This window comes from Betaproteobacteria bacterium, assembly GCA_016720925.1.
Classification (GTDB): domain Bacteria; phylum Pseudomonadota; class Gammaproteobacteria; order Burkholderiales; family Usitatibacteraceae; genus UKL13-2.
Genome location: JADKJR010000005.1, coordinates 290,918 through 312,197 on the forward strand (window position 1 = coordinate 290,918; position 21,280 = coordinate 312,197).

Genomic DNA, 21,280 nt, shown 5'->3' on the forward strand with positions numbered 1-21,280 from the left:
GGTTTGCTTTCGCTTAGTCGGAAGAGGGCAGTGCTTTCGCCTGCTTCACAGTCAGGAGCTGGCTATTTGCTGTTATGGCACCCTTCCCCCCTTTGGTACAAAGCACTTCTATTTTGTCTTCGGCATCGGCATAACGCTTGCCAACCAGGCAGGCGTTGTCCTCGGCTGCGGACAGCGCAGCCGAGACATCGCGTGTTGCCGTCATGGCGATCATGGGATGACCGCCACAGCTCAACTGGCATTCGCCGCCCGGAACCTTGATGACCATGATCTCGGCGTCGCATACCGCGCTTTTCATGCGTACGCCAGCTTTAAGTATATTTTTGAGCATATTCATGGACCTGCTCCCAGATAATCGAGTATGAGGTGGATTATGTTGGCCGGCACTCCTTCCGGCTTCGTCCGAGTGGACGATAACCGTCGCTACCAAGAAAACCCGGCGCAGCGAACGCCCGAAAGGGAAGAGATCCCGACCTCGTTCCTCCATCGTCCGAATTGGATGGATTTTCTACTAGTCGGCATCCGCTCGCATCGTCGATCGGGATGATGGCTCAGCCGAATCGTGTGACGTGATTCAGATGATCGAGAGCAGCCCATAAGGCTATGTGCATAGTCCGATCAGACGAAGGCGTCAACGGCTCCCCCGGTCACCATACAACTGACTTGCCAAGATCAACGCCGCCTCGCGCTAGTCCCTCTGGACGATGCCTGAAGGCCGCGTCCAGATGAGAATCGGATAGGAATCGGGATGCCCCAAATCACCCTTTGATAGCGACGAGCCCATGAACAAACAACGCACTCTGTCCCAAGTTGTGTCCGTGCTTGCCAATGGCATGACTTTGGGCATTGGCGGCTGGGGACCACGGCGAAAACCCATGGCCATCGTGCGCGAAATCCTGCGTTCGAACCTGAAGGATCTGACCATCGTCGCCTACGGTGGCCCCGAAATCGGAATGCTCTGCGCCGCAGGCAAGGTGAAGAAGCTCGTGTTCGGCTTCGTCACCATGGACGCGCTGCCGCTGGAACCCTATTTCCGCAAGGCCCGGGAGAGCGGGGCCCTGGAAGTCATGGAACTGGACGAAGGCATGTTCGAGTGGGGCCTCCGCGCTGCCGGCATGCGCCTTCCCTTCCTGCCGACTCGCTGCGGCCTCGGCACCGACGTCGTGAAACGCAATCCCGGGATAAAGATGGTGAAGTCGCCCTATCCTGATGGCGAAGTCCTGCTGGCGATGCCGGCGCTCAAGTTGGATGTCGCGCTGTTGCATGTCGATGTGGCCGACAAGCTCGGCAATACCTTGATCACAGCGGCCGATCCACTGTTTGACAACCTGTTTGCACGTGCGGCTGACGCCTGCTACGTCAGCACAGAGAAGCTGGAAGACAAGTTTGCGCTTACCGGCGAAGAGGCACGGTTTAATTATTTCGAGCGCTATTTGGTGAAGGGCGTGGTGCATGCGCCCGGCGGTGCCCACCCGACGTATTGCGGCAAGAACTACGGCTGGGACATGGACCATCTGAAGAAGTACAACGCCTCCGCCGCGGAAGAAGGCGGATGGGAAAAGTATTGCGACGAATTCATACGCTGCGGCGAGGAAGAATACCTCGCCAGGGCGGGCATCGGCGGCGCCGAACGCGCCGTCCCACCGATTTGAACTGGCCGAGATCTTGACTCGGGAGCAGCGACCAGAATGCACCCTGGCCGAACTGATGGTCGTCGCGTGCGCCGAAGCCTGGCGCGGAAACGGCGAGCTACTTGCCTCCGGCATCACCACAGTGCCGCGTCTCGGCGCCAGCCTGGCGAAGCTCACGCATACACCAGAGCTGCTTATGACCGACAGCGAAACCTACCTGGTCTCCGAGCCGGTTCCACTCGGCCCGCGCGGCGACTACGTGCCCAAGTTCGAAGGATACATGAGCTTCGATCGCGTCTTCGAATGTGTCTGGGGTGGCAAGCGCCACGCCATGATTGGACCATCCCAGATCGACCGTTTTGGCCAAGCCAACCTGTCATGTGTTGGCGGCGAGTATGCTAAGCCGAAGTCGATGGTGCTGGGGGTTCGCGGCCTGCCGGGCAACAACATCAACCACGCAAATTCCTACTTCGTGCCCAACCACGGTCCGCGCGTCTTCGTCGCCGGCGAAGTGGACATGGTCTCGGGAGTCGGCTACAACCCGGCGCGCTTCGAGCCCGGCATGAAGAACGATTTTATTGACCTGCGCCTAATCGTCACCGATCTGTGCGTGATGGACTTCATGGGCCCCGACCATGCCATTCGCGTCAGGTCGCTGCATCCCGGAGTGAGCTTTGAACAGGTGCAGGCGGCCACCGGCTTCCCGTTGTTGAAGGCCGAGGATATGGGAGAAACATCGCTGCCGACCGCCGAGCAACTGGCAATCATCAGCCGCCTCGACCCGCACAACCTGCGTGCCGCCATCATCAAAGGGAACCCGCCTGGAATTCGCCAGGTAGCGGCGCCGTGACAACGCCGATTCTTGAAGGCTGGTTCAGCGAAACAGGCGGACAGGCACATCTAATCGGTAGCCGCTGCCGCAAGTGCGGCACCTATTACTTTCCCAAGATGAGCAATTTCTGCCGCAATCCGGATTGCGGCGGTGCGGAATTCGAGGATGCGCCACTATCGCGCACTGGCAGGCTGTGGTCTTACACCAACGCCTCGTACCAGCCGCCCGCGCCCTACGTCGCCGCAGATCCCTTCGTGCCCTTTGCCATCGCCGCCGTGGAACTCGAACGCGAACGCATGGTTGTGCTTGGCCAAGTGATCAGCGGAGTCGGCGTGGAGGCATTGAAGGTAGGCATGCCCATGGAATTGGTCATCGAGACCCTGGCGGTCGATGCCAGCGGCGAGAAGACGGTCTGGAAATGGAAGCCCGCTGCGGAGCAACGCTCATGAGCAAAGATATTGCCATCCTCGGCGTCGGCATGCATCCCTGGGGCAAGTGGGGCCGCAATTTTGTCGAATACGGCGTTGCTGCAGCACGCACCGCGCTGGTCGATGCTGGCGTGAACTGGCGCGACATTCAGTTCGTTTCCGGCGCCGCAACAATACCGAAACGGTTATCCCGGTTACGTAGCTGGTGCCACCTTTGCTCAAGCACTGGGCTGGCAGGGCGCGTCCATCAACACCTCCTACGCCGCCTGCGCCTCCGGCTCCCAAGCCTTGGCCGCGGCGCGCGCGCGGATCCTTGCCGGCGATGCCGACGTTGCGCTGGTGGTCGGCGCCGACACCACGCCGAAGGGCTTCCTCGCCCCGGCCAAAGGCGAGCGCCCCGACGATCCAGACTGGGTGCGCTTCCGCATCGGCATCACCAACCCGACCTACTTCGCACTCTATGCAAGACGGCGCATGGCCCTTTACGGCGACACCCTGGAGGACTTCGCCGCAGTGAAAGTGAAGAACGCCGAACACGGCTTCAGCAATCTCAACGCCCGCTACCGCAAGAAGTTCAGCGCCGCCGATGTCGCCGCCTCGGCCATGGTGGCCGATCCGCTGCGCCTGATGGACATCTGCGCTACCTCGGATGGCGGCGCCGCCATCGTCGTCTGCAGCCTCGATTACGCCAAGCGCATGGGAAAGGCGAATGCACCGCGCATCGCCGCGATCTCGACCGTGACACCCAGCTTTGCCTCGGAAGTGCTGGAAATGCCAGACATCGCGACCGACTCGGCGATCGCCGCCGATCCGCACCGCTACCGCGCCGCCCTGCCCGCCCGTGCCTACGAGGATGCCGGCATCGGCCCGGAGGACATCAATGTCGCCGAGGTCTATGACTTGTCGACCGCGCTGGAACTCGACTGGTACGAGGACTTGCAGTTATGCAAGCGCGGCGAAGGCGCACTGTTGCTGCGTTCCGGTGCCACCCGCCTGGGCGGACGCGTGCCGGTCAATCCTTCCGGCGGCCTCGCCTGCTTCGGCGAGGCCGTGCCGGCACAGGCCCTGGCGCAGGTCTGCGAACTGGCGTGGCAAATGCGCGGCCAGGCCGGCGAACGCCAGGTCCAGGGGCTTCCGCCGGCATCACCGCCAACCAGGGTTTGTTTGGGCATGGCTCCTCGGTCATCGTCAAGCGTTGAGGAACATAGATGAGTGATTTTCTGTATACGCCGGCCTGCGAAATGCTCGATTGCCGCTATCCCATCGTGCAAACCGCAATGGGCTGGATTGCCGATGCGCGGCTTGTGGCGGCAACCTGCAACGCAGGCGGCTTCGGTTTTCTCGCCGGAGCAGTCATGTCGCCGGCCGAAGTCGAGGCAGCGATCGCCAAGACCAAAGCTCTAACCGATTGCTCGTTCGGGCTGAATTTCCACATGTTCCAGCCCGGTGCCCAAGAAATCGTCGACCTGGCCATCAGGCATCGTGACCGCATCCGCGCCGTCAGTTACGGCCGCGGCCCGGACAAGAAGATCATCAAGCGCTTCCGCGACGCCGGCATTACCTGCATGCCGACCGTCGGCGCCGTCAAGCATGCCGTCAAGGCCATCGAACTGGGGGCCGACCTGATCACTGTCCAAGGCTCGGAAGGTGGCGGACACACTGGCAGCGTGCCCACCACCATTCTGCTGCCGCAGGTGCTGGACGCGGTCAAAGTCCCAGTACTGGCAGCGGGCGGCTTCTACGATGGACGCGGGCTGGCCGCGGCGCTGGCTTTTGGCGCCGCAGGCATCGCCATGGGCACGCGCTTCCTGATGACCGCCGAATCGCCGGTGCCGGCAACGACGCTGGCGCGCTATCTCGAGGCCAAGGATGCAGCGAGCATACGCACGTCGACCGCCCTCGACGGTATGCCGCAGCGCATGATCGACAACGAGTTCCTGCTCCACCTGGGAAGCGCAGGCGGCTTAAGCCGCCTCATGATGGCGCTCGGCAGCGCCTGGAAGTTCAAACAGCGCACCGGTATGAGCACCGGCCATATGCTCAACACCGCCGCCAAGGCGCTCAAGGATGGAGACATGAGCGTGGCTCAGACCCTGATGGCGGCCAACGCGCCGGTGATCATCCAGCGGGCCATAGTCGAGGGCAAGCCGGCCGAGGGCGTGCTGCCCAGCGGCCAGGTTGCCATTGCCATCAATCAGTTGCCACCGGTGGCCGAAATGATAGCCGCCATGGTGAATACCGCGCGCGCGCGCGCCGCCGCACTGGCCATGGGAGAATCACGTGACCGCGGACAGGAAACCCCCTTGCCGCACCGTTCTGAGTCCGGCATCGCCGAAGTGATCATCGATAAGCCGCCGGTCAACGCGTTAGACAGCGCTGAATGGCACGCTCTGGCCCATGAAATCGCCGCGCTCGGCAACCGGCCCGCGGTGCGCGTTATCGTGATCCGAAGCGAGGGGCGCGGCTTCTGCGCCGGCGTAGACATCAAGGAATTGAATGCCCATCCCGACCGCATCGTCACGGTCAATGCCGGCAACTACGAAACCTTCCGCGCCGTGCATCGCAACCCGGTGCCGGTCATCGCGGCGGTGCATGGCTTCGTGCTCGGCGGCGGCATCGGCATCTGCGGCGCATCCGACGTGGTGATCGCTTCGGAGTGTGCCAGTTTCGGCCTGCCTGAAGTGGACCGTGGCGCCATGGGTGGCGCCGCCCACCTGTCGCGCATGTTCAGCCTGCAGAAGGTGCGCTACCTGTTCTTCACCGGCGAGATGATCTCGGCCGCCGAAGCATTTCGCCTCAACGCGATCGAACGCGTCGTGCCGCGCGACCAGTTGCGCAGCGCCGCCATGGAGATCGCCGCCAGGATCGCCGCCAAGAGCCCGGCCATGATTCGCATCGCAAAGGAGGCGCTGAACGGCATCGAGGACGGCAACCTGGAAGAAAAGTACCGCTGGGAGCAAGGTTTCACCCTGCAGGCCTACATGAGTCCGGATTCGGCAAAACGCGCGAAGCCTTCGTCGCCAAGCACGCGCCAAGTTCGGGGCATGGCCGAGCCTTGCAGGTCGGCGGCGCAATGAAGCTGGAATACACGGATCAGCAGCGCGCCTTTCGTGCCGAAGTACGCGCCTGGCTGGAAGCGAACCTGCCTGCCGAACCTCTGCAAAGCTTTGACACCGCCGCGGGCTTTGAGCAGCACCGCGCGTGGGAACGCACCCTGTCCACCGGCAACTGGAGCATGGTCACCTGGCCGCGCGAGTTGGGCGGGCGCGGCTGCGACCTGATCGAGTGGCTGATATTCGAAGAGGAATACTGGCGCGCCCGGGCGCCGCTGCGTGTCAACCAGAACGGCATCTTCCTGCTCGGCCCCACCCTGATGGAGCATGGCAGCCCGGAACAGAAGCAGCGCTTCCTGCCCCGCATGGCCACCGGCGAACACATCTGGGCCCAGGGCTGGTCGGAACCCGGCGCCGGCTCCGACATGGCAGCGATTCGCACCAAGGCAGTTCGCGACGGCGATAACTACGTCATCAACGGCCAGAAGATCTGGGCCACGCGCGCCGTCTATGCCGATTGGCTGTTCGGGTTGTTCCGCAGCGATCCGGATTCGCAGCGCCACCACGGCCTCTCCTTCATCCTGTTGCCACTGAAGACGCCCGGCATCACGGTGCGGCCCATCGCGCAGCTCAACGGCCAGACCGGCTTTGCCGAAATATTCTTCGACGACGTGCGCGTCCCGGTCGAGAACCGCATCGGCGCGGAAGGCGCGGGCTGGAACATCGCCATGTCCACCGCCGGCTTCGAGCGCGGACTGCTTCTTCGTTCTCCGGCACGCTTCCAGGCCACGGCCGAAGCCCTGATCAAGCTCTACCTTGCACACCGCGAAACCGCCGACCGCGATCCGGCCGTGCGTGATGCCGTGATGCGCGCCTGGATGGAAGCCGAGGCCTATACCCTGTCCACTTATCAGACCGCAAGCCTGCTGAAGGCCGGCGCACGCATCGGTCCGGAATCGAGCACCAACAAGATCTTCTGGTCCGAGATGGACCGGCAGATGCACGAAACCGCACTCTCCATCCTCGGCGCACGGGCCGAACTGATGCCGCACGCGCCGGACGCGGGCGACGTCGGCCAGTGGCTGGACGGATTCCTTTTCTCCACCGCCGGCAGCATCTACGCCGGCGCCAACGAGATCCAGCGCAACATCGTCGCCGAGCGCATGCTCGGCATGCCGCGCTGAGGACGACACCATGGACTTCACCTTCAGCGACGACCAGCGCAACCTGCGCGACGCCATGCGCGACTTCCTCGCCGTCGAGACGCGCCCGGAACTGCAGCGCAAGCGCTGGCAGACCGCCGACGGCCGCCCGACGGAACTGTGGCAGCAGTTCGCCGCCCAGGGACTGACCGGACTGTCCGTGCCCGAGGAGGCCGGCGGCCTGGGACATGGGCGACCTCGAATGGGTGCTGATGGCCCAGGAACTCGGCTACTGCGCGGTCGATGACAGCGTCGTCGACACCTGCTGGATCGCCGTGGCACTACTGCGCGGCCTGCCGCCGGACCATCCGCTACGTCACCAATGGCTGGAAAAGGTCGCTGCCGGCCACGCGCGCATCGCCGTCGGCCATGCCCTCAATCCACTGGTCGCTGATGCCCACGTCGCCGACCTGCTGCTGCTCGACCATGGCGGCGAACTTCACGCCGTCGCGCCGCGGGCGGCAAAGCTCGTCGCCAACGAAAGCATCGACCCGTCCCGTCGTCTCTTCCGCGTGGAATGGCAGCCGGCCGGTTCGAGCCGCGTGCTCACGGCCGATGCCGCGGCGCCACTGTGGCAGGCGGCGCTCGACCGCGGCGCACTCGCCGCCGCAGCGCAGATGCTGGGACTGGGCAAGCGCATGCTCGACCTCGCCATCGCCTACACCGCCGACCGCAAGCAGTTCGGTAAGTCCCTGGGCAGTTTCCAGGCCGTCAAGCACCTGCTCGCCGACGTCGCCGTCAAGCTCGAATTCGCGCGCCCCATCGCCAACCGCGCCGCCTACGCCCTGGCCCACGGCCATCCCGCGGCGCTGCTTGTCTCGCATGCCAAGCTGGCGGCCACCGAAGCCTCGAACCTTGCCGCCAAGAATTGCATGCAGGTCCATGGGGCCATGGGCTATACGTGGGAAGTCGACCTGCAACTCTACATGAAGCGCGCCTGGGCCCTGGCCGGCGCCTGGGGCGACCGCGGCTTCCACAAGGCGCGCGTTTCCGATGCAATTTTCAACGCCGCCATGCCCCTGGGGCCCGGCGCAACTTTTCCCGATTGAGAGTCCGACCATGCCCGAAGCCTATATCGTCGATGCCCTGCGTTCGCCCACCGGCAAGCGCAAGGGCGGTCTTGCCGCGGTGCACGGCGCCGATCTCGGCGCCCATGTAATCAAGGCGATTGTCGAACGCAATGCCATCCCCTCCGAAGATTACGATGACGTCATCTTCGGCTGCGTCGACACCATCGGCGCCCTCGCCGGCGACATCGCCCGCACCTCCTGGCTTGCCGCAGGCCAGGCGCTCAGCGTGCCCGGCACGACGATCGACCGCCAGTGCGGCTCCTCGCAGCAGGCCGTGCACTTTGCCGCCCAGGCAGTGATGAGCGGCACCCAGGACGTGATCCTGGCCGGCGGTGTGCAGACCATGACCTCGATTCCGATTTCCTCCGCCATGCTGGCCGGCCAACCGCTGGGGTTCACCACGCCCTTCGCGCAGAGCAAGGGCTGGCAGGCGCGCTTCGGTGATGCCCCGGTCAACCAGTTCTACGCTGCACAGCGCATCGCCGACCACTGGCAGCTCTCGCGCGCCGACCTCGAGGCGTTCTCGCTGGAAAGCCACAACCGGGCGCTGCGGGCCATCGCCGAAGGCCGCTTCGACCGAGAAATCGTCCCCTACGGGGAATGCCGCATGGACGAGACGGCGCGCCAGTCGACCCTGGAAAAGATGGCGACGCTGGAGCCCGTCGATCCCACCTATCCGAAAATCACCGCTGCCGTGTCCAGCTCGACCTGCGATGCCGCATCCGCTGTGCTGGTCGTTTCCGAGGCGGCGCTGAAGCGCTACAACCTGAAGCCGCGCGCCCGCATCCACCATATCAGCGTGCTCGCCGACGATCCGATCTGGCACCTTACCGCGCCGATCCCCGCCACCGCCCGCGCCCTGAAGAAGGCCGGCATGAAGATCGAGGACATCGACCTGGTGGAAATCAACGAAGCCTTCGCCTCCGTGGTGCTGGCCTGGCTCAAGGAGACCGGCTATCCGCATGCGAAGACCAACGTCAACGGCGGCGCCATCGCCCTGGGCCACCCGCTGGGCGCATCCGGCACCAAGCTGATGACCACCCTGCTGCACGAACTGGAGCGCAGCGGCGGCCGCTACGGCCTGCAGACCATGTGCGAAGGCGGCGGTCAGGCCAATGTCACCATCATCGAACGTCTGGGCTGAGGAACTGGAAATGGGAATCTGCAACGATCGCACCGTCATCATCACCGGCGCCGGCGCCGGTCTCGGCCGCGCCTATGCGCTGGCACTTGCCGCCGAGGGCGCCAACGTCGTGGTCAACGACATCCGCGCCGAAGCCGCGCAGGCCGTCGTCGACGAAATCACCGAGGCCGGGGGCCAGGGACTGGCCAGCAGCGAGGACATCACCCGCCTCGCCACGGCACAGAAAATCGTCGACGCCGCTGTGGCGCGCTTCGGCGAAGTCCATGCCGTGGTGAACAACGCCGGGGTGCTGCGCGACCGCATGTTCATCAGCCTCGGCGAAGAAGACTGGGACGAAGTGATGCGCGTGCATCTCAAGGGCCACTTCTGCCTCGCCAACGTGCTGGCCAAGCGCTGGCGCGACCAGTCCAAGGCCGGCATCAAGCTCGACACCCGGATCATCAACACCAGTTCCGGCGCGGGACTCGCAGGCTCCGTCGGCCAGTCGAACTACTCCGCCGCCAAGGGCGGCATCGCCACCCTGACCCTGGTGCAGGCCGCCGAACTCAAGCGCTACGGCGTCACCGCCAACGCGCTGGCGCCGTCGGCGCGCACGGCCATGACCCTGCAGGGCATGCCGGACATGGTCAAGGCGCCCAGCGACGGCAGCTTCGATTTCTGGGATCCGGCCAACGTCGCCGCGACCGTGGTCTGGCTGGTCAGCCCGCTCTCGAGTCACGTCAGCGGCTGCATGTTCGAGCTCGGCGGCGGCAAGATCTCGGTCTGCGACGGCTGGCGACCCGGCCCCATGAAGGACAAGGGCGCGCGCTGGGAACCGTCCGAACTCACCGCGGTGATCGACCAGCTGATCGCCGAGAGCGTGCCTCCGCAGAAAGTCTACGGCAGCTGATCCGCCCACCGTGGATTTCACGCTCAATTCCGACCAGACGATGATCCGCGACACGGCGGCGGCGTTTCTCGCCGACGCCTCGTCGTCGCCGTCCGTTCGCGCCGCGATGGCAAGCGCCTCCGGCTTCGATGAAAAGACCTGGCAACACCTGGCGCAGGAACTCGGCTGGTGCGCCACGGCCATCACGGAAGAATACGAGGGGCTGGGACTGGGCTGCTTCGAAACGGTACTGCTGGCGGAGCAATGCGGCCGCTTCCTGCTCTGCGCCCCCTACTTCGCCACGGCCTGCCTCGCCGCCCCGGTCCTGCTCGAGGCCGGGAATGCCTCCGCCTGCGCTCGCTACCTGCCCCGGATTGCCTCCGGCAGCCTGAGCGCCACGGTTGCCCTCGCCGCTGATGGAATCACCTGGAAGCCGGAAAGCATCAACGCCATCGCCATGCCGGACGGCGAACAGTTCATCCTTTCCGGCAACTACCACCATGTGCCCGATTCGGAAAACGCCGGCCTGATGCTGCTGCCGGCACGCCTGCCCGAAGGTGAACTGGCGCTGTTCGCCGTGCCCCTCCCCGCGCAGGGCCTGGATACCGCGAGCCATGACAGCTTCGACAGGACCCGTCGCATCGGCAGCGTCAGGCTCGACGCCGTGCGCGTTGCCGCAGGTGACCTGATCGCCCGCGGCGCGGCGCTGGACGATGCCATGCAGCGCGCCTGCGCCCTTGCCGCCATTGCGCTGGCTGCCGAACAGGTCGGCGGTGCGCAGGCCTGCCTCGACATGACGCTGGCCTATACCGTGGAACGCAAGCAGTTCGGTCGCGCGATCGCCTCCTTCCAGGCCGTCAAGCATCGCTGCGCGGAAATGATGGTCCGCATCGAGGCGGCGCGCTCGGCGGTCTATGGTGCGGCACACCAGGCCGCTACCAAGCCGGCGACAGGCAGCCTCGTGCTCGAAGCCGCCTGCGCCAAGGCCCTGTCCTCCGAGGCCTATTTCTTCTGCGCCCAGGAGGCCATACAGCTGCACGGCGGCGTCGGCTTCACCTGGGAATACGATCCCCAGTTGCATTTCAAGCGCGCCCAGTCCGGCGGCCACTGGCTGGGCAGCGGCGACGAACTGCGCGAGCGGGTCGCCGCGGACCTTTTGGGGGACGCCTGATCATGAGCCACGACGACAAGGCTTTCCGCGCCGAAATCGGCGCCTGGATGCAGGCCAACCTGCAAGGCGAATTCGAATGCCTGCGTCACCGCGGCGGCCCCGGCGACGAGGACGCCTACCCCGAGTTGCGCAAGCGCTGGGAACAGCACCTGGCCAAGGCGCGCTGGACCTGCGTCGGCTGGCCCGAGCAGCACGGCGGCCGCAACCTGAGTCCGGCCCGTCAGGTGATCTTCCATGAGGAATACGCCCGCGCCGGCGGCCCGGGCCGGGTCGGCCACCTCGGCGAAACCCTGATCGGACCGACCCTGATCGCGCTTGGCAGCGAGGACCAGCGGCGCCGCTTCCTGCCCGGCATCGTCGCCGGCACCGAATACTGGTGCCAGGGCTACTCCGAACCCAATGCCGGCTCCGACCTCGGCAATGTGCAGACCAGGGCAAGGCAGGAGGCCGGCAGCGGCGACTGGATCGTCGACGGGCAGAAGGTGTGGACTTCGCTCGCCCACGAGTCGCAATGGATCTTCGTGCTAGCGCGCCACGAGCCGGGTTCGCGCGGCAACAAGGGCCTGATCTTCCTGCTGATGCCTTTGCAGCAGCCGGGCATCGAAGTCCGCCCGATCAAGCAACTCACCGGTACCTCGGAATTCAGCGAAGTCTTTTTCGATGGCGCCCATGCCCGTTGCACAGATGTCGTCGGCGCACCGGGCGAAGGCTGGAAGATCGCCATGGCGTTACTCGGATTCGAGCGCGGCCTGTCGACACTGGGCCAGCAGGCGCATTTCGAGCACGAACTGCAGCTCGTCTGCGCCGCCGCCCGGGCAAACGGCACCGCACGCAATCCCCTGATCCGGGACCGCATCGCCCGGGCCTGGATGGGACTCAAGGCCATGCGCTACAACGCCATGCGCATGCTCGCCGACCGGCCCGACGGGGCCGCCGACGGCGCCGGCCTGATCGCCAAGTACTACTGGTCGAACTGGCACCGCGACTTCGGCAAGCTCGCCGCCGACGTGCTCGGCTTCGACGCCGACATCGCCAGCAACGATCCCGCGCTGCTGCGCCTGCAGCAGGTATTCTTCTTCAGCCGCGCGGATACGATTTACGCCGGCACCAACGAAATCCAGCTCAACATCATCGCCGAGCGCGGCCTGGGCATGCCCCGGGAGGCGCGTCCGGCCAACTGAAAGATACCGCCATGACGCCCCCACCCGCCTACGTTCCTCCCCACGGCCTGCTCAAGGGCAAGTCGGTCCTGGTGACCGCCGCCGCGGGCGCCGGCATTGGCTTTTCCGTCGCGCAGCGCGCCGCCGAGGAAGGTGCCCGCGCCCTCTTCATTTCCGACATCCACGAAAAGCGCCTGGCTGCGGCGGTCGAAAAGCTGAAGAAGGAAACCGGGCTGCAGGAAGTCCACGCCCTGCTATGCGATGTGACCAAGGAAGACCAGGTGCAGGCCCTGGTCAATGCCGCCGAAGACAAGCTGGGCGGCACCGACGTGCTGATCAACAACGCCGGCCTAGGCGGCCAGAAGCGCATCGTAGACATGAGCGACGACGAGTGGTTCAAAGTCATCGACGTAAGCCTGCACAGCGTCTTCCGCATGACCCGCGCCATGCTGCGAGTGATGCAGCCCCGCGGCCGTGGCGTCATCGTCAACAACTCGTCGGTGCTGGGCTGGCGCGCACAGAAGGAGCAGGCCCACTACGCCGCCGCCAAGGCCGGCGTGATGGCCCTGACCCGCTGCGCCGCGCTCGAAGCCGCCGAATTCGGCGTGCGCATCAACGCGGTGGCGCCCTCGATCGCGCTGCATGAATTCCTCAAGAAAGCCGCGTCGGCCGAACTGCTTGACCGGCTCGCCGCGACCGAGGCCTTCGGGCGCGCCGCAGAACCCTGGGAGATCGCCAACACCATGATCTTCCTCGCCAGCGATTATTCCTCCTACATGACCGGGGAAATCGTTTCTGTCAGCAGCCAGCATCCATGAACACCACTTTCAACTCCGTCGCTTCAGTGCTGGCCGCCGTGGGCAAGCCGCTGGGCGAAAGCGACTGGATACGCATCGAGCAGCAGCGCATCGACCTGTTCGCCGACGCCACCGACGACTACCAGTGGATACACGTCGATCCGGTCCGGGCCAAGGACGGCCCCTTCGGCACCTGCATCGCCCACGGCTACCTGACCCTGTCCTTGGCCAGCCGATTCCTGCCCGAATTCGTGCATTACAAAAAGCTGCGCATGGGCGTCAATTACGGCTGCGACAAGGTGCGTTTTCCGACGCCAGTGCCGGTCGGTTCGCGCCTTCGCGGGCGTGGTGAACTAGTCAAGGCCGAAGCCATAGAGGGCGGCGTTCAGGCGACCATCCGTATCACAGTGGACATCGAGGGGAAGGACAAACCGGCCTGCGTTGTCGACAGTATCAGCCGCTTTTTCTTCAACAACTAGAAAGCCAAGAAATCCCATGAGAGAAGCCGTCATCGTCAGCACTGCCCGCACCGGCATAGGCAAGGCCTATCGGGGCGCCTTCAACGATACCGAAGCGCCAGTGCTCTGCGGCCATGTGGTGAAAGCCGCAGTGGAGCGCGCGGGCATCGAACCAGCCGAAGTCGATGACCTAATCATCGGCGTCGCCGCCCAGCAGGGTACTCAGGGATATACCCTCGGCCGCCTCAGCGTCTATACCAGCGGCCTGCCGGAGACCGTGCCCGGCATGGCGCTCGACCGCATGTGCGCCTCCGGCCTGATCGCCATCGCCGACGCCGCCAAGAGCATCATCGCCAACGAGCGCGACATCATCGTTGCCGGCGGCATGGAAACCATCTCGCTGGTGCAGAACAAGCACAAGAACGCCTTCAAGACGCCGTCGCAGGCCGTGTTGGCGGCCTGCCCCACGGCCTACATGCCGATGATAGAAACGGCGGAAATCGTTGCCGAACGCTACAACATCGCCCGCTCGGCTCAGGACGAGTTCGCCCTGCAAAGCCAGCAGCGCACCGCGGAAGCTCAACGCAGCGGCAAGTTTGCCGACGAGATCGTGCCGATCACGGTAACGAAACAAATGTTCGACAAGGAAGGCAATGTCACAGGCAGCGAGACCATGACCCTGACCCGTGACGAAGGCAACCGCGCCGATACGACACTGGCGAGCCTAGCCGCACTGAAGCCAGTGTGGAAGAACGGCCAATGGGTCAAGGAAGGCCGGCATATCACTGCTGGCAACGCGTCGCAACTTTCCGATGGCGCCTCGGTGTCGGTGGTGATGGACAGGCAGACGGCCAAGGACCGCGGGCTGCAGCCACTCGGCATCTACCGCGGACTAGCGATAGCAGGCTGCAAGCCGGATGAGATGGGCATCGGCCCCATATATGCGATTCCAAAACTGCTCGCCCGCAACAAACTGAAAGTGTCTGACATCGGCCTTTGGGAAATCAACGAAGCCTTCGCCTGCCAAGTGATCCATTGTCGCGATCAACTCGGCATCCCCAATGAGCGCCTCAACGTAAATGGCGGCGCCATCGCCATCGGCCATCCTTTCGGCATGTCCGGGGCACGACTAGTGGGCACCGCACTGCTCGAAGCCCGCCGGCGCGGTGAACGCTATGTTGTAGTTTCGATGTGCGTAGGCGGCGGCATGGGCGCAGCCGGATTGTTCGAGGTCGTCTGAGCCCGTCAAGCGCCCTTCAGCGGGTCGCCATCGTCAGCGGTGGCGGCACTGGCATCGGTAAAGCCATCTGCTTGCGCCTGGCGAAGGATGGCTTTGCGGTGTTGGTCGGTTATTCGCGATCCGCCCAGGAGGCCAAAGCCACTGTGACAGCGATCGAAACCGCGGGAGGCAATGCCTTTGCCCAGCGCGTCGATATCACCGCAGAAGAAGACGTGGCGGCATTTTTCGTCGCCGCGAAATCACGCTACGGCCGCATCGACGTCGTGATCAACAACGCCGGCATCGGCCACATGAAGGCCTTTGCCGACATCCCAATGAAACATTACGACCACACCTTCGGCACCAACGCCCGCGGCAGCTTCCTGATGTGCCGCGAGGCTGCCCGCCATATCGAGGACGAAGGCCGAATCGTCAATGTTTCCACCGGAGCCACTGTCGCCAATCCGGCGGGCATGGCGCTCTATGTCGGCAGCAAGATGGCTACGGAAGGCTTCACCAAGGTGCTGGCACGGGAGTTGGCGCGCCGCGGCATTACCGTCAACGCGATTTCACCTGGCATGACTGATACGCCAATGCTCCGAGGCGGGAACGTCGAAGCCTTGCGCAAGCACGGCGCGGCATCAGCAGCGATGGGTCGCATGGGCACACCGCAGGATATCGCCGACGGCGTTGCCATGCTTGTTTCCCGGGAGGGCCACTGGATCACCGGCCAGGTGATCCACATCGATGGCGGCACCATCATCACGTAGCCTTCTTCCTGCTGCTTTCCGATATAGCCGACGTTGCCCTAGTGTAGTGCTTCACGCTGTTTGGTACTTATGCGAGTGAAGCGTGATGGCGGCAAATTGTGACTCCTTCCCCCATGAAAATGGGGAAGGCCGGGATGGGGGTGTCTTCACGGCAAGGATCGCCCCCATCCCAGCCTTCCCCCGTTGCCGGGGGAAGGAGACAGTCTGTGAACATGTACATAAGTCGCACTAAATACGAAGCACTACACTAGGGTGCGTAAAGCTCGGCGTGTGGGCGATCCGGGCATCCACTGGCAGCGCGAACAGATGCACAATGTCATTGCCGTGCCTGCCGTCGCGGTACCTGTACGCAGTCGACGACCGCGAAAGACTGCGGAGAATAGCGCGAGCCGTACGCTCCGATATTCATTGCAAGTCCATCGCGATCCATGGCCGAAGTCTCCGCGAACCCTGTGAATAGAGAGCAGAAGAATGAACGACAACGATCCTTTCAGCCCCTTCGAATGCCCAGGCGTCAAGGCCCCCCTTAATGACGACTGGACGGCCAGGCGCGAAGCGGCGGAGGCCGTGAGACAGCTGATTTCCAACCTGGTGACAACCAATTGCAATGCCGCCGCCTTGCGCGCCGTTGCGGAGACCATCAGGCAGCAGACCGCGCGGCTGACAAAGGAACAGGTCCTCTACGGACGACGGGCCTTCGAGGACCACGCTGGTGGCGGCCACGGCAGCCTGCACAGAATCGCGTATGAACTGAATCCACTCGACGGTAAAAGCAACCCGATCTCTCCACCGTTCATCACATGGATCGAAGGCGATGTGGCCCACGGTCGCGCCACGCTGGGGTGGCAATACGAGGGGCCGCCAAACACTGTGCATGGAGGTTTCGTCTGCGCGCTCTTCGACCAGTTTCTTGGAATAGCGCAGTCAATGACCGGTCAGCCCGGCGTCACGGGAACCCTGACCGCAAGGCTGAATCGTCCAACGCCCTTGTGTACCGAACTGCAACTCATTGCCCGGGTCAAGCAGGTGGTGGGGCGCAAAAACACTCTCACAGGCGAGATCTGGGCCAACGGCGTGATGACCGCGAGTTGTGAATGCGTGTTCATTCACGTCAGTGGGGAGCGTTTTCGCCAACTGCAACAAAACGACTGATCATACGGCTAGTCCCCGCGCAGTTTGATTGCCTGCTTGAATTATCTCAAGCAGGCTTCCCTAAACTTGGTCGACCGCCGAAGCTCCCCGCAAACCTCATGACAACCGGCGTTAGAGAAGCGGAACGGACCACGACAAGAATTGAGTAAACAGGCAGGTTCATCCTGCTGATCCACGTTCGCATGTCGTCCACATCAGGCTGATCCCCTGAAACCTGCTCACGGCAAGATGGACCCAGCATTTTGGGTTTGCAGATGCTTTGCGAACAGAATGCCGTACGTCAGGGTAGGCACAAAAGCGCAGAATAGCGCCAGCCAAAGCAGTGTGGCAAAACCACCACCAACCAGAAACCCCGCCATGCCTGGGCCTAACATCGATGACAGCGCGAATGCGGTCGGAACCAGCATGATCGATCGTCCCGAAACGTCGAAGCGGGCTATGGCTGCGGTCTGGAAGATGCAACTGAAGGTCAGCCCGACCTCCCAGACCCAGGCGCCTAGCGCATAGGGCAGGAAGCCCTGCGCCGTTGCGAGCAACACGAGGCCGAGCGAGATCATGCCGAGTGCCAGCAGATGAGGGACGAGGAAACCAAGCCGGCTGCCGATTGCAGCGGCCCCCAGCGCGGCGGCGCCACCTAGCAGTTTGAGTACCGCGAACACGGTCCCCAGCTCTGCGGGTGCAAGAGGGATGCTGTTCCCAATGCGTTCGAGAAAAGCCCACAGGCCGATCTCACCAGTGAGGAAGATGAACAGGATGACGAGAGCCGCAAAGGCTAGCCGCGCGGGCGGATGTCTCTTCGCCTGCTCTTCGGGGGATGCGCTGGGCATGTCGCCGTGGTTCGGCAACCGCATTCCGCTGAGAGACAGCAACAGGATAACGCCCGCCAGCGCGGTGGCCGCACCCGAATAGCCGAATGGCGCTATGAATAGTGGCGGCAGGGCAAACAGCACCGCCGCCGTGGTGCTCAGCTCAATGCCTTGCCTCACACCTAACGCCCGCTCTTTGTTCGGCAATTCACCGATGATGCGCATACCCAAGCAGGTCATCAGCGCGGCAAAGAATCCGACCGCCGCCCAGATCGGGTACTGTCCCTGGATCGGCAAGCGAGTCGATACCAGCAGCGCAGTTGCGGCGCCGACAGCGCACCCGAGAGTGAGCCAACGCCAGTTCAGCATGTCGATGAACAACGCAGCAGCAAGCGTTCCTGCCAGGTAACCGGCGAAACAGCTGGAGCCGAGTAGGCCAGTCTGCTGGGAACCGAGGCGGAAGGTATCTGCGAGCGTGCCGAGCAGAATGGGAAGCGCGTTGAATGGCAGGCCGCCTATGGTCGAAGCGAAGCTCGCAGCCAACAAGATGGTGACAATCCGACCTTTGCTGAAATTCTCCACTGCAAGTTCTCCGCCGCGGTAGTGCTGCACACGGAATGTGCAACCGGAAGACAGACCGTAGCGGAGGCGGCAGCCCTTATCATCCTCCGCTTGGACTACCCCAGAGCCGGCGACGACCGAGCTTCTCCGGCCACCAGCATTGCGATTATGCGGCGTGGCCTTTCGCTGAACTCGCGCTGCCCAGGGCCGACGTCGGCTGCGCGGCGTTTCTGTTCGCGGATCAATCATCCATCGGCTTTCGTCCGGCGTCAGGTTTGAGCATATGAGAACATGGGCAGGTTGCCCAAAATAGAAAAGACGAGCAGACGGCGATCATCGCCTTTCCCGGCACGCTCAAATCAAATATGAACGTGATTCCGGATGATGGGCCGATCGCAAGAACAAGCAACACGGGAAGATGAACTCATGAAACTTGGACTACAACTTGGATACTGGGGTTCGGAGGCGCCGACAGATGGTCACGTGGCGCTGGTGCGTGAAGCGGAAGCCCTGGGTTTCGACTCGGTATGGATGGCCGAATCCTGGGGCAACGACGTATTCGCGCTGCGGGCATGGATTGGAGCCCATACCAGCAGGATCCGGCTTGGAACCGGCATCGCCCAGCTCTCGGCCCGCACGCCGACGGCCTGCGCCATGGCGGCCCTAGCGCTGGATCGCCTGTCCGGCGGGCGCATGATTCTCGGCCTGGGTGTTTCCGGCCCGCAAGTTGTGGAAGGCTGGTACGGCCAGCCATTTGAAAAGCCCCTGGCCCGCACGCGGGAATACGTGGACATCGTCCGTCAGGTCCTGCGCCGCGAAGGGCCGGTGAGCAGTCCCGGACCTCACTACCCCCTGCCCCTACCGGGGGCCAGGCGCAGTCGGCGTGGGCAAGCTGCTGAGGATCCCTGCGCTCCGACCTGCCCGATCTACCTAGGCGCCGAAGGACCCAAGAACGTGACGCAAACGGTCGCCATCGCTGACGGCTGGCTGCCACTCTACTACCGTCCTTTCCATCCGGATATCTTTCTATGCTGATCAACTGAAGGATGCCCGGCCCGGCTTCGAGATCGCGCCAATGGTCATGGTCAATATCAGCGACGACCTGACGAAGGCCCTGCTGCCGGCCAAGATGGCTCTGGCCCTCATGGCACTCGGTTAAGCGTTCTCTGCGCAAGAATCAGGTCACGCGCAACCTGACGTGGCACATTTAGCAGCGGAAGGTTCTTGGGTCGTCGTTTCTTCGCGCGAGGCTCGATCCGGTCGGGTCGATGCGGCAATCGCAGCGTGGCAATAAGGCGTAGCACGGTCGCGATCAGGTTGCGAATGCCATCACCCGATGTGCGGCGCAGTTGATCGGCGAAGGCACTCAGCAGACGCTTCGCACCGGTAAAGCTCAGCACCCGAGGCAAGATATCCGCCAGCAATGCCGCCTTCGCCATCGCCCAGCGCACCAGGTTGTAGGCGAGGAAATACACCGCAATCTCCTTCTCCACCATCGGCTGCGATTTGCAGCGCAGTACATCCATCTCCAGCGTGGCCTTGATGGTGCGGAAGTCGACCTCGATATTCCAACGCATCTTGTAGAGTGAAGCAAGTGCGCCGGGCGAGACAATCTTCGGATCAAGCAAGGTCGTGACCAGAATGCGCCCATTTACCTCGACCTCGCGCATCGTGATGAACGCCGGGTAGTGTGCGTATGCTGCCGCACTCATCGCTTTTGGTTTGGGCGGTCGTGGCCATTGCACGATGTGGTCGTTCTCGCCGAGTCGTCGGCCACGCGTGAAGTCGGTAATGCGTTTTCCATGCTGGGCCATCACCACATCGGCGCGCCGGCGAATCGCGCCCTCAATGATCCACCACGTCGCCAGTAGCGCATCGGCCAGCAAGACATCACCGGCATTGAGATGGTCAAGCAAGTTTCCCAGCAGGGTTTGTTCGCCGACTCCCTTGCCTTCGCAGGCCACGACTTGATAGCCCAGCATTGCGCCACTGGCCAAGCCGATGAGCGCGCCAATACGGGCAATGGGAAACCCCAGCCCCGGCTTCTGTTCGCGGCTTTGCGGATAGGCCGTCTGATTGCTCGGCGTGTCGGGCATCGACACGATGGTGCCGTCGAATAATTTGATCGATCGTCCCTGCCAGCGCCAATGCGCGGGCGCCCGCAACTCCAGTTGCGCGCCGAGTGCGTTGCCAAGCGCGATCGGCATCGCGAGCGGCAATCGCTGCCGGGCATCGCAATAGGAGCCGGTAGTGAGGGCGCTTTCTGATTGGCCCTGGGCAATACGCTCCGATAGCCGCCGACCCACCACATCCTGGCACGCGCGGTCCGCGGACAGAACCTGCCCGACGAACAGGCGTAGCGTATCCAGCGGGCCGTAAATGCGCTCGCGACAGCCCGGCGCCTGCGTGCTTATCGCCGCCGCCATGGCATCGGCACCCAGCGCTTGATCGAAAACACCGGCATCGCCCTGAAGAAACTGCCTGCCGAACATCATCGCCTTCTGCCTGGCTCGCTCAACTTTGCTATCCTTCATTTGGGCTGACCTCCTGAGGTGGGTGACTTTCGTTTCGCAACAAAAGCCTACCATCCGAAGAAGTGTTCAGCCCACCTGTTTCCGGGGCGTCAGGGGCTTAACCGAGTGCCATGAGGCTCTGGCCCTTTATGTTGGCGGCATGGGCGCGCAGGAACACAACTTTCACAAGAACCTGATGGCCCGAATGGGTTACGAAGCCGAGGCCCATCGTATCCAGGAACTTTTCCTCGGCGGACGTCGCGAGGAGGCAGTGATGGCGGTGCCCGACGCGTTTGCCGACGAAATAACTCTGTCGGGACCCAAGGCGCGGATGAGGGAGCGGATCCAGGTTTGGCGCGATTCCTCGGTAACGACAATGCTAGTCATGGGCGGCGGTGAAGCGCAGATGTTGCGCGACGTTGCGGAACTCTTGCTTTGACGCCGC

Annotated in this window: 17 protein-coding genes and 3 pseudogenes; 17 read left to right on the plus strand and 3 right to left on the minus strand. The window is 63.5% G+C overall.

All coding sequences use genetic code 11. From position 1 onward, the window contains the following. Positions 1-13: 13 nt before the first annotated feature. Positions 14-331, minus strand: a complete 318-nt coding sequence (locus tag IPP88_09435) for a hypothetical protein (protein ID MBL0122932.1) — start codon at positions 329-331, stop codon at positions 14-16. 451 nt (positions 332-782) lie between these two features. On the opposite strand from IPP88_09435, the gene IPP88_09440 reads away from it, so the two are divergent. From IPP88_09440 to IPP88_09510, 15 genes and pseudogenes are all read left to right on the plus strand, one after another. Beyond that, entirely contained in the window at positions 783-1,652 is an 870-nt protein-coding gene (locus tag IPP88_09440; GenBank protein MBL0122933.1) for a CoA transferase subunit A, read from the plus strand. 55 nt (positions 1,653-1,707) lie between these two features. Then, positions 1,708-2,481, plus strand: a complete 774-nt coding sequence (locus tag IPP88_09445; protein MBL0122934.1) for a ketoacid CoA transferase — start codon at positions 1,708-1,710, stop codon at positions 2,479-2,481. Next, positions 2,478-2,912: an OB-fold domain-containing protein gene (locus tag IPP88_09450; GenBank protein MBL0122935.1), complete on the plus strand. Its 435-nt coding sequence runs from the start codon at positions 2,478-2,480 to the stop codon at positions 2,910-2,912. Before IPP88_09445 ends, IPP88_09450 begins: the two co-directional genes overlap by 4 nt. Continuing rightward, positions 2,909-4,090, plus strand: a pseudogene (locus IPP88_09455) (lipid-transfer protein). Before IPP88_09450 ends, IPP88_09455 begins: the two are co-directional and overlap by 4 nt. Positions 4,091-4,099: 9 nt before the next feature. Further along, positions 4,100-5,968, plus strand: coding sequence for an enoyl-CoA hydratase family protein (locus tag IPP88_09460; protein MBL0122936.1), 1,869 nt, complete (start codon positions 4,100-4,102; stop codon positions 5,966-5,968). Beyond that, on the plus strand, positions 5,965-7,128 hold the full coding sequence (locus IPP88_09465) for an acyl-CoA dehydrogenase (GenBank protein ID MBL0122937.1): 1,164 nt from the start codon (positions 5,965-5,967) through the stop codon (positions 7,126-7,128). Before IPP88_09460 ends, IPP88_09465 begins: the two co-directional genes overlap by 4 nt. A gap of 10 nt (positions 7,129-7,138) precedes the next feature. After that, positions 7,139-8,195, plus strand: a pseudogene (locus IPP88_09470) (acyl-CoA/acyl-ACP dehydrogenase). A gap of 10 nt (positions 8,196-8,205) precedes the next feature. Further along, entirely contained in the window at positions 8,206-9,360 is a 1,155-nt protein-coding gene (locus IPP88_09475) for an acetyl-CoA C-acetyltransferase (protein ID MBL0122938.1), read from the plus strand. A gap of 10 nt (positions 9,361-9,370) precedes the next feature. Then, positions 9,371-10,249, plus strand: coding sequence for an SDR family oxidoreductase (locus tag IPP88_09480; GenBank protein MBL0122939.1), 879 nt, complete (start codon positions 9,371-9,373; stop codon positions 10,247-10,249). Positions 10,250-10,259: 10 nt separating this feature from the next. Then, positions 10,260-12,580 (plus strand): annotated as a pseudogene (locus IPP88_09485) (acyl-CoA dehydrogenase). A gap of 11 nt (positions 12,581-12,591) precedes the next feature. Then, the gene (locus IPP88_09490) at positions 12,592-13,377 is read left to right on the plus strand and encodes an SDR family oxidoreductase (GenBank protein MBL0122940.1); all 786 of its coding nucleotides are present in this window, start codon (positions 12,592-12,594) and stop codon (positions 13,375-13,377) included. Beyond that, positions 13,374-13,835 carry a MaoC family dehydratase gene (locus IPP88_09495; protein ID MBL0122941.1) on the plus strand — a complete coding sequence of 154 codons (462 nt, stop codon included), beginning with the start codon at positions 13,374-13,376 and terminating at the stop codon, positions 13,833-13,835. Before IPP88_09490 ends, IPP88_09495 begins: the two co-directional genes overlap by 4 nt. A 16-nt stretch (positions 13,836-13,851) precedes the next feature. Then, complete coding sequence (locus IPP88_09500; protein ID MBL0122942.1) at positions 13,852-15,054, plus strand: acetyl-CoA C-acyltransferase; 1,203 nt, start codon at positions 13,852-13,854, stop codon at positions 15,052-15,054. A 71-nt stretch (positions 15,055-15,125) separates the two neighbouring features. Continuing rightward, on the plus strand, positions 15,126-15,803 hold the full coding sequence (locus IPP88_09505) for an SDR family oxidoreductase (protein ID MBL0122943.1): 678 nt from the start codon (positions 15,126-15,128) through the stop codon (positions 15,801-15,803). A 471-nt stretch (positions 15,804-16,274) separates the two neighbouring features. Beyond that, positions 16,275-16,955 carry a PaaI family thioesterase gene (locus IPP88_09510; GenBank protein MBL0122944.1) on the plus strand — a complete coding sequence of 227 codons (681 nt, stop codon included), beginning with the start codon at positions 16,275-16,277 and terminating at the stop codon, positions 16,953-16,955. A 218-nt stretch (positions 16,956-17,173) separates the two neighbouring features. On the opposite strand, the gene IPP88_09515 is transcribed toward IPP88_09510, so the two are convergent. Then, entirely contained in the window at positions 17,174-18,343 is a 1,170-nt protein-coding gene (locus IPP88_09515) for an MFS transporter (GenBank protein ID MBL0122945.1), read from the minus strand. 405 nt (positions 18,344-18,748) lie between these two features. On the opposite strand from IPP88_09515, the gene IPP88_09520 reads away from it, so the two are divergent. After that, complete coding sequence (locus IPP88_09520) at positions 18,749-19,357, plus strand: LLM class flavin-dependent oxidoreductase (protein ID MBL0122946.1); 609 nt, start codon at positions 18,749-18,751, stop codon at positions 19,355-19,357. A gap of 107 nt (positions 19,358-19,464) precedes the next feature. Here the strand turns inward: IPP88_09520 and IPP88_09525 are convergent, their stop codons facing one another. Further along, positions 19,465-20,856, minus strand: a complete 1,392-nt coding sequence (locus IPP88_09525; protein ID MBL0122947.1) for an IS4 family transposase — start codon at positions 20,854-20,856, stop codon at positions 19,465-19,467. A gap of 139 nt (positions 20,857-20,995) precedes the next feature. Here IPP88_09525 and IPP88_09530 point away from each other — a divergent pair, with 139 nt between their 5' ends. After that, complete coding sequence (locus IPP88_09530; protein MBL0122948.1) at positions 20,996-21,274, plus strand: LLM class flavin-dependent oxidoreductase; 279 nt, start codon at positions 20,996-20,998, stop codon at positions 21,272-21,274. Positions 21,275-21,280: the final 6 nt, after the last annotated feature.